Below are 13,302 nucleotides of genomic sequence, written 5' to 3'. Positions count from 1 at the left end.
AGAGAATCACCTTTCCGAATGACCTGAATGTGCACCGACATCGGACGCATTCTCCCGCAGCGGCAATTTAGGCGAAGCGGTAAACCGGTAACTTGTTTACGCAGTACAGAAAGCACCCCCTCAGGAGGAACGATTCAGTGATTCTCGCTCAGCTAGCACATTTCGCCTCGCACCCGGCCAGCCTGGCCATGTTCCAGGATACTGGCGCCCCTGACTTCAGTCTGTTGGGTCTCTTGAACAACATGGGATGGCCGGCGCGCATCATCGCCTTCATCCTTTTCGTGATGTCCATCTGGTCGCTGGCCGTCATGATTGACCGTTACCTCTATTTCTCGGCTGCCCGCAAGCAGTCGCGCGAATTTGCCCCGAAGGTGGCTGGCGCGTTGAAGGACAGCAAGCTCGAAGAGGCAATCAAGATTGCCGATCGCAGCAAGAAGTCCCACCTTGCCGAAGTCGTCACCGCTGGCCTGCAGGAATTTCGCAGCACCCAGGGCGTTGTGAACGAGGAAACCATCGAAAGCTCCAAGCGCGCACTGGAGCGGGCTGAGGCAATCGTTCACGCCAAGCTGAAGCGCGGCCTGGGTGTCCTTGCCACCATCGGTTCGACGGCGCCGTTCGTCGGGTTGCTTGGAACGGTCATCGGTATTCTGAACGCCTTCCAGCAGATCGCCACTCAGAAGTCCTCGGGTATCGGTGCGGTCGCCGGCGGTATCTCAGAAGCTCTCGTAACCACGGCCTTTGGATTGCTCGTTGCCATCCCCGCCGTTATGACCTTCAACTACTTCAGCGGCCGCGTGGAAGCATTCGACGTTGAAATGGACAACTCCTCTAGCGAGCTGGTGGACTACTTCATCAAGCAGAGCCACAAGCGCTAAAGCGTGCGGGGCCAACTGCCGAGGCGGCAGGCTTGATGGGCGAGGAACTCTTCTGCCGGCAGTGGAAACGACCACTCCACTGCCGGATCTTCAAGAGCATCGAAAGCCACTCAGGCGCACGATGAAAAGAAGTCGCGACTCGACGGAACAGATCCATTGGTCAATAGATCCATAGATCCAATGGTCAGTTGATTTAAGGATCCTTTGATTGACAGGCGTGGAGCACATACATGGGCATTTCAGTACGTAACGAAGGCGCTAAGGTCAACTCGAACATCAACGTCACGCCAATGGTGGACGTAATGCTCGTGCTGTTGATCATCTTCATGGTCATCACTCCGATGCTCCAGAACAAGGTCAACGTCGATCTGGCAAAGACCGACAACCCCACGTCCATGCCCGATGCGGATAAGGAAGATGCGATTGTAGTCGCGGTTACCCGCGACGGCTCGGTCTACCTGGGCCAGGACAAGATTAATCCGGCAGAGTTGGGCGCAAAGATCCGCGACAAGCTTACCGACAAGCCCGGCAAGCAGATATTTGTCCGCGCCGATGCGCGCGCCAAGTACCTGGATGTTGAGAACGCGATTGACGATGTCCGCACTGCGGGTGTTGAATCGGTTGGCCTGCTGACGGAAAAGCGGCAGACTCCAGGATCCTCAGGCGAATAACCCGCGAATCATTACCGCAAAATTGGCGGGACACTTCAGGAGTTAAAGATATGGCAATGACAGGTGGTAGTGGTCCTGGGGGACTTTCCTCCGACATCAACGTAACCCCGCTGATCGACGTTCTGCTGGTGCTTCTGATCATCTTCATGGTCATCGTGCCGGTGGTTCCCAAAGGCCTGGATGCACTCGTCCCGCAGCCACCGAAGGACAAGACGCCCCAGCCTCCAGATCCACGTACTATCGTGGTTTCGGTCCTCCACACCAACGGTACTCAGGTTGCCTATAAGATCAACCAGGACGATGTCGCCAAATCCGATCTTCTGGCCAAGCTGACTGCCATCTATGCGAACCGGGCCGAGCGCATCATGTTTATCAAGGGCGACGACGACGTGAATTTCGCTCAGGTCGCGGATGTAATTGATATTGGTCGCGGAGCCGGAGTTGACCACGTCGGTCTGATTACTCCCAAAATCGCAGAAGGAAACTAACAACGGTGCCCCGCTCTTTCGCGGGGCCTCGCATTTGTTGTATTCTGCGACACTGAAGCAAGCTGCGCAGAGATGTTTGATAAGGTTTGCATCAGAAGCAAAGATTGAATGGCTGGATCGGGAGCCTCCCACCGCTTCCAGCCGCGCGGAGACACCAGGCGCGAAAAACCTGGCGACGACTCGAAGGAGAAGGATAAGAATATGAATCGAATCGCACGTCTGCCGGTGCTTGCGGCTGTCCTGGTAGCCATGATGGTCTCGCTTACCGGCTGCGACCGCCTCAAAGCCCGCGACCAACTCAATAAGGGAGTAGAAGCATTCAAGGCCGGGCATTACGAAGAGGCCATTACTCACTTCCAGAATGCGGAGAGACTGGATCCGAAGCTTCCGACCGCAAAAGCGTTTCTGGCCACTGCACTGGCGCAGAATGTTGTGCCCGGTCTGACCACTCCGGACAATCTCAAGACCGCACAACAGGCCATCGACACCTTCCAGGAAGTGCTTACGGCAGATCCTACAGATGTGAATAGCCTCAAAGGCGTAGCCAGCCTCTACTTCAACATCAAGAAACTCGACGAAGCGAAGGACTGGCAGAAGAAGGTTCTCGCCATCGATCCGAAAGACCCCGAAGCTGCCTACACAGTGGGCGTGATCGATTGGACTCAGGCACATGAAAACCTGTTGAAGATGACCGGGAACAATGACGACGGAGCCGGCAACGTTAAGCTGCTGACGAAGAACAACTGCGCCGACATCCAGAAACAGAACGCTCCTCTTGTCGAAGAAGGTCTGAAATACCTAAATCTTGCAATCGAGAATCGCCCCAGCTACGACGACGCTATGTCCTATCTCAATCTCACCTATCGCCGCAAGGCGGATGTGGACTGCGGAAACGCTGCGGCGGTCAAGGCGGACGTGGATGCAGCCGTGGACTGGAACCACAAAGCCATGGGGACCCGCAAAGAGAATGAAGCCAAGAAGAACGCAGGACCGGGCGGTATCACTATGGATGCAAACGGAAATATGAAGTAAAAGGCACGGTCAAGTCGAATGCTAAAAAGGCCTCCTTCGGGAGGCCTTTCAGCTTTAGCAGCGGTTATCCACGGAACGTGAAATCTGGCGTTGGACAGCACTGGTCCGGATCAAATCGCGCAAAGTGGGTATGGCCCACCGCAACTCGCCGAAAGACACTGAACCCCGGCACTCGATGGCAAAAGAACGCAGCATCCCATCACATCTCGGGCTTTACGTCTATGGCGGAGCCGCAATTTTTCTCGGCCTGCTCGGCTTGGCTTCGGGCGACTTCGCTACCACTTGGCAAAACGTCGGTCCCAATGTTCCTCTGCGGGTACCGCTTGCCTATCTCACTGCGATCATTGAGCTTGCCGGAGGGATCGCGCTCCTGGTGCCCCGCACCGCGCGTGCAGGCGCTCTAACCCTGACGATTGTCTACTCGGTTTTCACGCTCATCTGGGTGCCCAAGGCTTTTGTGAATCTAGGCAATTACGACCCCATCGGCAATGTCTTTGAGGAGTTCGCCCTGGTCGCCGCGGGCCTGGTTCTCTGCGCGATCTTCTCGCCAGCCGGTTCCTCCATTGCGCGCCGACGGTCCTTCTTCGTGTTGCTCTTCGGCATTTGCCCCATTTCCTTCGGCATTGTCCACATCATTGACATGCCCGGCCTGTTGGGCTGGATCCCGGGTTGGCTGCCGCCGACCAGGATGTTCTGGGCCTATGCCACGACCATGGGCTTTTTCGGGGCAGCCGTCGCCATTCTCACCGGCATCATGGCGCCGCTTGCCGCGCGCCTCCTTATCGCGGAGATCGTGATCTTCGAGTTGGTGATCTGGATTCCGAATCTCTCTCGCGGGCCTAACAATCACTTCAATTGGGCTGGCAATGCCATCTGTATCGCTTTGGCTGGAGCTGCCTGGGTTGTCTCCGACTCTATCAGCGCAGCGGCAAAACCCAAACCAATCCGAGCGGAGTCCCTTGCGGAAGTAAGCATCCCCGCCTGAACCTGTCCTTTGTCTTTAAATCCCGCTTCAAAAGGCGACCGCTCCAGATCAGGACTCTTGGGTCGCCTTCGCCCATGCTGGAGACATTCAGAGAGCCCGGCCTTAATTTGCGCCATTCTTGTAGATCTGTTCCGCGAGGTAATTATGAATTTTAGCGTCGTTATAAAGCATTTCGAGGTATGCGTCCTGGAGCAACTGAGCATGGTTGGTGCGCAGCAACTGGCGAATACCTAATTGCGTGCGGGGATCGCTCATCTCGCGCTGGCCCGCAGGCCGCTTTTCGATCAGCATAAATATCTGGTAGCCAACCGTCTTACGGCTTGCACCATCCCCCTGGATCATAGGAAGAATCTCGGTGGATTGGCCGGGTTTGATCTTGCTGATCGCTGCAAAAACCGCCGGATCTTCTGTCTTCAGCTGAGATTCGTAGACAAAGCCCAGGTCGCCATTATTAGAACTGGACACTGGATCCTCGGAGAACCTCGCCGCCAGCGATGCGAAATCCTCGCCAGTGTCGAGCCGGCTGCGAAGTGACTGGATTTTCTTTTTGGCCTCCGCATCGTTGCCGGCTTTATTGTTCTGCAGGTTGGTTACCTGCTTGGAGGGCTGGTTCGTGACACGAATAAGCCCCAGGTGGTACTGCGGCTCGATCTGATTGAATTCACTCTTGTGAGCGTTGTAATAAGTGCTGATCTCCGCGTCTGTAATATTGATCTTTGATTGAATCTCTTTATTGACCAGCTTGCTCTCCGTCAGTTGATGACGGATATCACGGCGAAGGTCGTCGAGGGTCTGGTTCCGCTCCTTGAGCTGACGATCGAACTCCTCCTGGGTGTAGGGAGCTTTCAGATCAGTCAACTTTGCGTCTACCTCTTCGTCCGTCGCAACAAGATTGAGCTTGGCTGCTCTCTGCTGAAGAATTTCGTCCTGAATCAGGCCGTGGAGCAGATTCAGCCGGTGGATCGCCGCCTCCTCCTTTGAGGGCGCGGGTGCGCTCGCGTCGAGGTTCTGCTTGTAGGCGCGATCCAGCTCCGAAGCCAGAATCTCTTTCCCATTCACGGTGGCCAGCACTTCTGGCGACGGCGCCGGATGACACCCGCTCAGGGAAAGGGCGACGCTCAGGGAAAATACTGCCGCTGCGACAGCCGCAGGAAACTTCCGAACTCCTTGTACTCTACTCGCTGACGACAACCTGAGATCTCCTGGCTGGCAATCTCAAATGACGCAGCCTCAGACAAACAGGATAAACCCCCGGCGTGGCCCACGAAAGCCGCACCAGCGCTATTTCCCTAAAGTTGGGGTGGTCACAGCAGGAGAGTCGGGTGGCGGCGGTTCCACGCCGGCGGCACGTAGTGCGCGATCAATGACCATCCACACCTGCTCGACCGGCAGCGCGCCGTTGATGTGCTCGCCATCAATGAACAGATAAGGAGTTCCGTCAATGTTGAGAGCTTCTGCTTCCTTCATCGAAGCGCGAACCGCAGTATCATCCTGCTTTTGCAGGCACACGTCCAGCTTCGCGGCGTCGAGAGAGAAGATCTTGCCCTGTTCGCGAGCGATCTTGTCGAGCGTAGCTGCGCTCTTTTGCGCATCCCGATCTGGACCGGTCACGTCCTGCCCGTGCGCGTGGAGATAGTCCACATATCCCCAGTAGGCGCCGCTATTCTGGTCTGCGATGCAATTGGCGTCCACTGCGGCGTGGAGAGCCCAGGGATGAATCTCTGTGAGCGGGTCGTCCTTGTAGACGAACCGTACCTTGTCCTTGTACCGATCGAGTGTCGCAGGAAACAGTTGCTGATGCATGCGTGCGCAGTACGGGCACTCCAGGTCATCGAAACTGATCACCGTAACCTTCGCGTCAGGATTGCCTCGGATCGGGCGGTGGTCGACCGGGATACTCTGCGCCGGATTCTTCGTCAGATCGAAGGTTTCAAGACGCGCCAAGGACTTGTTGTCCGCCGAAATGAGGAAATCCGTGGTGGTCGTATGCGGCGGATGCGAAAAGGTGATGCGGATCGAGTCGTAGCCGGGAATCTTGGAAGGCGTGCGAGCGCCGAGCGAAACGTCGTATTCAGCAGGCACGTTGAACTGGCTTCGTACCATGACTTCGATCCTGCGAGCCAGCACCGGGTCTGCGATGCCGCTCTTTGCGGCGGGCTCCTGTGCCTTACATCCAACCGCAGCGGTCAGCGCCAATGCGACCGCGAGCCATGCCTTACGTGAGGAAGCGAGAAACAAAGGAAACCACCTTTCCAGAGTTTCATTATCGCAGGATTGGCCTATCAGGTCCTATCTGCCCGGCCCGATTCGGGCGAGTTCTCAAGAAGCCGGATTTGAGAATCGAGATCGGGAAAATTGCTACTCCCCTTCCCCGAGGGGCAGATGCTAATCTCGCCCCATGCGTCCATCTCTTCTCGCTTCCTGCCTCTGGACCCGTGCTGCGCTTCGCCGGTGCTCCGTCTTGTTGCTGATCGCCACAGCCGTCGTCTCTCTCCACGCGAGTGCTCAAACTCCCCCCGCCAGGCGGGCTATTACCCTGGATGACCTCGCCCGGATCGGCCGGGTAAGCTCGCCGGTAATCTCCCCGGACGGAGCCTGGTTTCTTTATTCCGTCTCGCGCATTGACACCAAAGAGGACAAGAGCCAGTCCGATCTTTGGATGGAACGATGGGACGGTACCGGAAACATGCAGCTCACCTTCGGGAAAGAGGGAGCGTCCCACCCCAAGTTCAGTCCCGACGGCAAGTACATCTCCTTCGTGTCTTCAAGGGAAGGGCGTCCTGGCAAAGCCAAGGGAACCCAGATCTGGGTCCTGAACCGGCTCGGCGGGGAGCCGGAACAATTCACCGAGATTAGCGGCCATGAGATTGAAGACTATGCCTGGTCGCCGGATTCGAAGCGGCTTCTACTGATGCTGCAACCCAAGGACGAGCCGGACGCCGAAGAAGGCAAGCCGCCCGCACCGCCGAAGCCCATCGTCATCGACCGCTATCACTTCAAGCAGGATATTGAGGGCTATTTGCGGAACGATGAGCGGGATACGCTCTATCTCTATGACATCGCCACAAAAAAACTGGAGAAGCTGACGACCGACAAGAATGTGGATGAGCAGGACGCGGTCTGGGCGCCGGATGGAGCATGGATCGCGTTCGTGAGCAACCACGACGAAGATCCGGACCGCACAGATAATGCCGATGTGTTTGTCGCAGCCTCCAAGGCCGGCTCCGTAGCGAAGAAGCTCACCTCCTGGAACGGACCGGACGGCGGTCATCTGGCGTGGTCGCTCGATTCAAAGTTCATTGCTTACGCAGAGGGGGCGAAGCCTGAGTTCTCGGCTTACAGCCAGCGCAGGCCCGCGGTCGTCACGCTCGACGGCAAAGTGAGCTATCCGGCGGCCAAACTGGACCGGAGCGTGAGTCAGCCATGCTTCCTGCCCAACGGAAAGCTACTTTATCTCGTAAGCGACGATCGTTCGGAATATCCGGCGGAAGTAGAGCTGACTGGTGACGGAGCGCATCGCATCCTGCCGGAAGCGGGCACGGTGTCTGGGATCACCTGCGTCGGCGACAAGGTTGCCCTCATTCATCAGGATGACACGCATCTGGCAGAGATCTTCGCACTCGAAGGTAGCTCGTTGCGCAAGCTGACAGCGGTCAACGATTCGCTGTTGGCGGAGTTGAACCTGGTCCCGGCAGAGGACTTCACCTCAACGAGCAAGGACGGAACCGAGGTGCATGGCCTTCTGACCAAGCCGCTTGGCTACAAAACGGGCGACCCCTCCCAGAAACCTGTTCCGACGATCCTCTTCATCCATGGCGGCCCGAACGGGCAGGACGGGCACAACTTTGCGTTTGAACGGCAGTGGTTCGCTGCGCACGGCTATGCCGAGATCAACGTCAACTATCGCGGCAGCTCTGGCCGCGGACAGGCATATGCGCAGTCGATCTTTGCCGACTGGGGTCATCTCGAAGTCGTCGACCTGCTGGGAGCGGTGGACGAAGTCATCAAGATGGGCGTTGCCGACCCAAGCAAGCTCGGAATCGGCGGCTGGAGCTATGGCGGCATCCTGACGGACTACACGACTGCCTCCGATGGCCGCTTCAAAGCGGCGATCAGCGGAGCCGGGTCGGCAGCGCCACTCTCCTTCTACGGAAACGATCAGTACATTCTGCAATACGACAACGAGCTGGGCGTACCGTGGAAGGCGCGAGATTTGTATCTCAAGCTGAGCTATCCGCTGCTGGAGGCGGACAAGCGCATGCACACGCCAACGCTGTATATGGGCGGGACGAACGACTTCAACGTGCCCATCATCGGTGGCGAACAGATGTACCAGGCGCTCAAGGCGCTGCATGTTCCGACGGAGCTGATCGTCTATCCGGGGCAGTTCCACGGCTTCACGCGGCCCAGCTTCATCAAAGATCGGTACGAGCGCTGGCTTGCCTGGTACGACCACTATGTGATGGGGAAAGATACGCCTGCAAGTCCGGCATCTCCGGCACCGAAGGCTGAAGCAAAACCGTCGCCTCTTGCAGCAAGGTAGTCTGCCGCTGCGTCCAAGGCAAATATGGAAGCTGATTATCAGCCCGTCTCGCGAACCGATGCCGAGTGTCTCTGGGCATCGGTTCGCGAGCGTGCTTCCGATCCTCACGCGGGTATCTTCGGGCCGTCCTCGATCAGCTGGAAGGTGAATCGAGAGTCTGCCCTGTTCCTGGGCGCGGGGCGGGCGGCGCTGCTGCAATTGGCGCATCCCTGGGTCGCGGCTGCGCTCGATCAGCACTCCAATCTCAGAAACGATCCGCTGGCCCGCTTTCATAACACTTTTCGCGTCGTCTTCACTATGATCTTTGGCACGCTGGAGCAGGCTCTGGCTGCTTCGCGGTACTTGTATCAAATTCATACGCGGATTCAGGGAGCGATCCCGGAGACTGTCGCAACCTACCCAAAAGACTCGCGGTATGAAGCCAACGAAGCGAACGCGCTGCTCTGGGTCTACGCCACGCTGGTAGAAAGCGCGCTGGTAGCTTATGAATGCGTGCTTCCGCCGCTCTCGCCAGGCGAGCGGGAGGCATACTACTCCGAGAGCAAGACCTTGGCCGCGCTCTTCGGTATTCCGTCGCATGTTCTGCCCGCGACCTGGCTGAACTTCGAGGCCTATAGCCGCGGCACGATTGAGTCCGCCGGGTTGGGAGTCAACGATCTCTCGCGCGAGATGGCGCACCGTGTTCTGCAAAGCAAAGGGACGTGGGTGCCTGTGCCAGGCTGGTACCGTGCGTTGACGACGGCATGGCTGCCGGAGCGGCTGCAGGAGGAATTCGGGCTGGCATTCTGCAGGCGAGAACGAGACGCGGCGGCTGGAGCGCGTCTCTGGCTGCCGCGTATCTACGGAAGACTGCCCGCGACGGTGCGATTTACCGGCCCATATCTCGAAGCGATGAGCCGGGTCAGCGGACGGGGAGTAGGTGCTCTGACCCGCACCAGCAATCGCTTCTGGATGGGGCAGCCGCGCATGATGTTCGCCGAACGCGGGCTCGGCGACGCCGTCGAATTGCCGCAGCCCTTACAATAGTGGGTGATGGAACTCATTCAGATCGAACCGGTCCGCAAGGCTCCCACGCCGAAACCCGAGTGGCTCAAGGCGCGCGCGCCCGTCGGCGAGAACTACCACGACTTGAAGCGGCTGGCCCGTTCGCTCAACCTGCACACCGTCTGCGAGAGCGCGCATTGCCCTAACATCGGCGAGTGCTGGCAGCACAAAACGGCCACCTTCATGATGCTCGGCAACCTGTGCACGCGGCGCTGCGGCTTTTGCGCTGTGCCCAAGGGACGGCCTGAGCCAATCGATTATGACGAGCCGCGCCGCGTGGCGGAGGCTGTCGCCATTCTTGGTCTGCAGCACGCGGTCATTACCAGCGTGAATCGCGATGATGATCTGGTGGGCGGGGCGCGGGCGTTTGCTATGGTGATCGACGAGATTCGCCGCCAGGCTCCTGGGTGCCAGGTCGAGGTGCTAATCCCGGATTTTCAGGGCAATCCCGAGGCGATTCGCGTGGTGGTCGACGCCAGGCCGGAAGTCTTGAATCACAACACTGAATCGGTGCCACGACTCTACCGTGTCGTGCGCTCCGGTGCTCGCTATGAACGGACGCTACGCCTGCTGGAATACGCCAAGGAGCTAAATCCGAGCGGCATCACCAAGTCCGGGGTCATGGTGGGTCTCGGCGAAGAAACCAGCGAACTGCTGGAGGTTTTCCGCGATCTGGCTGCGGTGCACTGCGACATTTTGACGATCGGGCAGTATCTGCGGCCGTCGAAGGATCACCTCCCCATGGCGCGGCTTTACACGCCGAAGGAGTTCGCCGATCTCAAGACTGAGGCGCTGAAGATGGGCTTCCGCCACGTTGAGTCGGGTCCGCTTGTGCGGTCGAGCTACCACGCGCATGAGCAGGCAGCATCGACCGGGCTGCGAGTGCTGGCGTAGATCGCCTGTGTTGAGCTGACTTCAACCCAATTGAGGCGGCGATTATGGTTGCGGAGGCAGCACTTTCTGACCCAGTTCGATAAAATAACCTTTGCATTTGTGCCAACCGGGCTCACAGTGTTGGGGCACAGGGAAGAGGAACGCGATGGCAGTTTCGTTTATGGCAGGCAATCCGGTGCTCAAGGAAGTGCATTCGGATCTGAAGCGGCGGATGGACAAGGCAGTCACAGATTTCCAGACGCATCTGGTTTCGCTCCGAACCGGGCGGGCCAGCGTGCAGCTCCTGGATCAGGTGCGGGTCGACTACTACGGCACGCCTACGCCGCTAACGCAGATCGCGCAGGTTACGACTCCCGAGGCGAACCTGATCCTGGTGCAGCCCTGGGATGCGGGGCTGGTGAAGGAGATCGAAAAGGCGCTGCGAGCGCCTGAGCATGGCTTCAATCCGCAGAGTGATGGTCGGATACTGCGCGTGCCGATTCCGCCCATGACCGAAGAGCGCAGGCGGGGCGTGGTCAAGCAGCTCAACCAGGAGCTCGAAGATCACAAGACTGCTCTGCGCAATGTTCGCCGCGACGGCAATGATCACCTCAAGAAGCTCGCCAAGGACAAGAAAGTCAGCGAAGACGAGGAAAAGCGGGCGCAGGAAGAAGTGCAGACGATGCTGAATGACGAGATTCGCAAGCTGGAAGAAGCAGCCCGCAAGAAGGAAATCGACATCATGCAGATCTGATCCGGTTGAGGACGATTCGTAATCATCCCAGGAATTTCAAACGCGCGGGCCGTCCAATCTGGGCGGCCTTCGCATTTTGCAGCGGGAAGATTCGACGAGTTTGCACAGGTTTCCGGGGCGCGGCTCGCTGATATAGTTTCGATAGTTCGCGGGAAACAAGACTTATCCCGTTGCTCCAAGGAAGACAATGCCATCTTCGCGTAGAGAGTTCCTCACTTACGGCTCCGCCGGCCTGCTCGGCGCGGCCATTCAGGCCAAGGCCCAGGCTTCGGCCGCTCCCGAACAGAAGCCGGACCAGACGCCAAACCAGACGCCGGGCGCGCCGACTGCTTTCGGTACAGCTCCTCCGGTTGGGCCTGAGGTAACGACCGCGACATTTGCCGAGGCTGAAAAGCTGGTCCAATTCGAGATGACTCCCGCCGACCGCGCGACTGCGGCCAGCAACTGGCGCATGCAGATGGCTCCGTTGTACGAGCGCCGCACCGGTCCACGCAAACTGGCGCTGGAATCATCGCTCGCGCCCGCGACGCAGTGGAATCCCAGTTTGCCGGATGTTCCGAAGGCTCTGGCAAGCGGAAATGCGTTCGTCCGTAGCGAAGACAATCACGCGCCGCTGCCCGATAGCGAAGAAGAGATCGCTTTCGCGCCGGTCTGGCAGCTTTCGCGTTGGATAGAGAGCCGCAAGCTCACCTCGACGCGGCTTACGGAGATTTACATTCACCGGCTGGAGCGCTTCGATCCGAAACTCCATTGCGTCATCACGCTTACACGCGAACATGCGCTGGCGCAGGCCCGACAGGCCGACACGGAGATCGCCGCAGGCAAATATCGCGGACCATTGCATGGCATTCCGTGGGGCGCGAAGGATCTGCTGGATACCGCGGGCATCCCGACGACCTACGGTGCGGAGCCGTACCGCAATCGCGTCCCGGAGCGTGATTCCGCCGTGGTTGCACGCCTTAATGCCGCAGGCGCGGTGCTGGTGGCCAAGCTCAGCCTTGGCGCGCTCGCGCTCAACGACATCTGGTTTGGCGGGCAGACGATGAATCCGTGGCTGCTCGAAGAGGGTGCTTCGGGTTCGAGCGCCGGACCGGGCGCGGCTGTGGCTGCGGGACTGGTTGGCTTTGCGATTGGGAGCGAAACCGGCGGCAGCATCGTGAGCCCATCGATGCGCTGCGGCGTGACCGGTCTGCGCCCGACCTACGGCCGCGTGGCCCGCACAGGCGCAATGACGCTTTGCTGGTCGCTGGATAAGCTCGGCCCCATGACGCGCAGCGTGGAAGATGCAATCCTCGTGCTCAACGCCATCTCCGGCCCTGACGCTGGCGACGTGGCCAGTGTGCCGAGCGAGCTTGCATTCAATGCGGGCGCGAATGTCAAAGGCCTGCGGGTCGGATATTTTCCCGGCTGGATGAAAGAGGCTCCGGCGACTGACGTTGATCGCGCCGCGCTTGAGACCATAAAGAAGCTCGGTATGGTCCCTGTCGAGGTCGCAATTCCCGACTGGCCCTACGATTCGCTGAACCTGATCCTCTTTGCCGAGGGTGCTGCGGCCTTTGAAGAACTTACCCTGAGCGGCCAACTCGCCGAACTGAAAGCGCAGGTTCCCGATGCCTGGCCCAACTGCTTCCGGCAGGCGCGATTCCTTTCGGCGGTCGACTTCGTGCAGGCCGACCGGCTCCGCCGCAAGGTCGCGCAGGAGATGGCGCGGGTGTTCTCAGAGGTTGACCTGCTGCTCGTGCCGTCCCTGCGCGACGAGATGCTGGTGATCACCAATAACACCGGGCATCCTTCGCTGACTTTCCGTGCCGGGTTCGTCGAAGTCTCGGAGGCTCGCAGCGACTGGGCGCCTGATCCGAACCATCCGCTGCCGAAGTTCGATCCGCCACGCCGTGTGCCGCATGGCGTCACGCTGGTTGGGCGGCTATTTGATGAAGGGACACTGGCGCAGGCTGGGGTGGCGCTGGAAGCCGCATTCCGCGTTGTGGGAGAGCATCCGTCTGGGTTCTAAATGCGGTGAGGTTCTTGTGACTGAAT

Annotated in this window: 12 protein-coding genes; 10 read left to right on the top strand and 2 right to left on the bottom strand. The window is 58.8% G+C overall.

Annotation, left to right across the window (positions count from 1 at the left end; translation table 11 throughout):
• Window positions 1–137 precede the first annotated feature (137 nt).
• From OHL23_RS04625 to OHL23_RS04605, 5 genes are all read left to right on the top strand, one after another.
• Window positions 138–875 (top strand): MotA/TolQ/ExbB proton channel family protein, encoded by a 738-nt coding sequence (locus OHL23_RS04625; protein ID WP_263350594.1) that lies wholly within the window; start codon window positions 138–140, stop codon window positions 873–875.
• A gap of 230 nt (window positions 876–1,105) precedes the next feature.
• The gene (locus OHL23_RS04620; RefSeq protein WP_263350593.1) at window positions 1,106–1,546 is read left to right on the top strand and encodes an ExbD/TolR family protein; all 441 of its coding nucleotides are present in this window, start codon (window positions 1,106–1,108) and stop codon (window positions 1,544–1,546) included.
• A gap of 50 nt (window positions 1,547–1,596) precedes the next feature.
• Window positions 1,597–2,034, top strand: coding sequence for an ExbD/TolR family protein (locus OHL23_RS04615; RefSeq protein ID WP_263350592.1), 438 nt, complete (start codon window positions 1,597–1,599; stop codon window positions 2,032–2,034).
• A gap of 201 nt (window positions 2,035–2,235) precedes the next feature.
• Complete coding sequence (locus OHL23_RS04610; protein ID WP_263350591.1) at window positions 2,236–3,066, top strand: tetratricopeptide repeat protein; 831 nt, start codon at window positions 2,236–2,238, stop codon at window positions 3,064–3,066.
• A gap of 175 nt (window positions 3,067–3,241) precedes the next feature.
• Entirely contained in the window at window positions 3,242–4,051 is an 810-nt protein-coding gene (locus OHL23_RS04605) for a hypothetical protein (RefSeq protein WP_263350590.1), read from the top strand.
• A 102-nt stretch (window positions 4,052–4,153) separates the two neighbouring features.
• Here the strand turns inward: OHL23_RS04605 and OHL23_RS04600 are convergent, their stop codons facing one another.
• Both OHL23_RS04600 and OHL23_RS04595 read right to left on the bottom strand, forming a co-directional pair.
• Window positions 4,154–5,242, bottom strand: a complete 1,089-nt coding sequence (locus OHL23_RS04600; RefSeq protein ID WP_263350589.1) for a SurA N-terminal domain-containing protein — start codon at window positions 5,240–5,242, stop codon at window positions 4,154–4,156.
• A gap of 90 nt (window positions 5,243–5,332) precedes the next feature.
• The gene (locus tag OHL23_RS04595) at window positions 5,333–6,289 is read right to left on the bottom strand and encodes a DsbA family protein (protein WP_263350588.1); all 957 of its coding nucleotides are present in this window, start codon (window positions 6,287–6,289) and stop codon (window positions 5,333–5,335) included.
• 160 nt (window positions 6,290–6,449) lie between these two features.
• On the opposite strand from OHL23_RS04595, the gene OHL23_RS04590 reads away from it, so the two are divergent.
• The 5 genes from OHL23_RS04590 (at window position 6,450) to OHL23_RS04570 (ending at window position 13,276) form a co-directional block, all read left to right on the top strand.
• Complete coding sequence (locus OHL23_RS04590; protein ID WP_263350587.1) at window positions 6,450–8,594, top strand: S9 family peptidase; 2,145 nt, start codon at window positions 6,450–6,452, stop codon at window positions 8,592–8,594.
• Window positions 8,595–8,618: 24 nt separating this feature from the next.
• Window positions 8,619–9,620 carry an oxygenase MpaB family protein gene (locus OHL23_RS04585; RefSeq protein ID WP_263350586.1) on the top strand — a complete coding sequence of 334 codons (1,002 nt, stop codon included), beginning with the start codon at window positions 8,619–8,621 and terminating at the stop codon, window positions 9,618–9,620.
• Window positions 9,621–9,626: 6 nt separating this feature from the next.
• On the top strand, window positions 9,627–10,532 hold the full coding sequence (gene lipA / locus OHL23_RS04580) for a lipoyl synthase (protein ID WP_263350585.1): 906 nt from the start codon (window positions 9,627–9,629) through the stop codon (window positions 10,530–10,532).
• 145 nt (window positions 10,533–10,677) lie between these two features.
• Window positions 10,678–11,265, top strand: coding sequence for a ribosome recycling factor (gene frr / locus OHL23_RS04575; RefSeq protein ID WP_263350584.1), 588 nt, complete (start codon window positions 10,678–10,680; stop codon window positions 11,263–11,265).
• Between the two features lie 187 nt (window positions 11,266–11,452).
• On the top strand, window positions 11,453–13,276 hold the full coding sequence (locus tag OHL23_RS04570; RefSeq protein ID WP_263350583.1) for an amidase: 1,824 nt from the start codon (window positions 11,453–11,455) through the stop codon (window positions 13,274–13,276).
• Window positions 13,277–13,302 lie beyond the last annotated feature (26 nt).

It is taken from the genome of Acidicapsa acidisoli, assembly GCF_025685625.1.
Taxonomy (GTDB): Bacteria; Acidobacteriota; Terriglobia; order Terriglobales; family Acidobacteriaceae; genus Acidicapsa; species Acidicapsa acidisoli.
The sequence above is the reverse complement of the archived record's forward strand: the minus strand, read 5'-3'. Positions and strand labels throughout refer to the sequence as shown.

Excerpts from the sequence above, each read along its gene's own strand:
- lipA (WP_263350585.1), top strand. The coding sequence starts at position 9,627 with ATGGAACTCATTCAGATCGAACCGGTCCGCAAGGCTCCCACGCCGAAA.
- OHL23_RS04615 (WP_263350592.1), top strand. The coding sequence starts at position 1,597 with ATGGCAATGACAGGTGGTAGTGGTCCTGGGGGACTTTCCTCCGACATC.
- OHL23_RS04610 (WP_263350591.1), top strand. The coding sequence starts at position 2,236 with ATGAATCGAATCGCACGTCTGCCGGTGCTTGCGGCTGTCCTGGTAGCC.
- OHL23_RS04620 (WP_263350593.1), top strand. The coding sequence starts at position 1,106 with ATGGGCATTTCAGTACGTAACGAAGGCGCTAAGGTCAACTCGAACATC.
- frr (WP_263350584.1), top strand. The coding sequence starts at position 10,678 with ATGGCAGTTTCGTTTATGGCAGGCAATCCGGTGCTCAAGGAAGTGCAT.
- OHL23_RS04590 (WP_263350587.1), top strand. The coding sequence starts at position 6,450 with ATGCGTCCATCTCTTCTCGCTTCCTGCCTCTGGACCCGTGCTGCGCTT.
- OHL23_RS04605 (WP_263350590.1), top strand. The coding sequence starts at position 3,242 with ATGGCAAAAGAACGCAGCATCCCATCACATCTCGGGCTTTACGTCTAT.
- OHL23_RS04570 (WP_263350583.1), top strand. The coding sequence starts at position 11,453 with ATGCCATCTTCGCGTAGAGAGTTCCTCACTTACGGCTCCGCCGGCCTG.
- OHL23_RS04585 (WP_263350586.1), top strand. The coding sequence starts at position 8,619 with ATGGAAGCTGATTATCAGCCCGTCTCGCGAACCGATGCCGAGTGTCTC.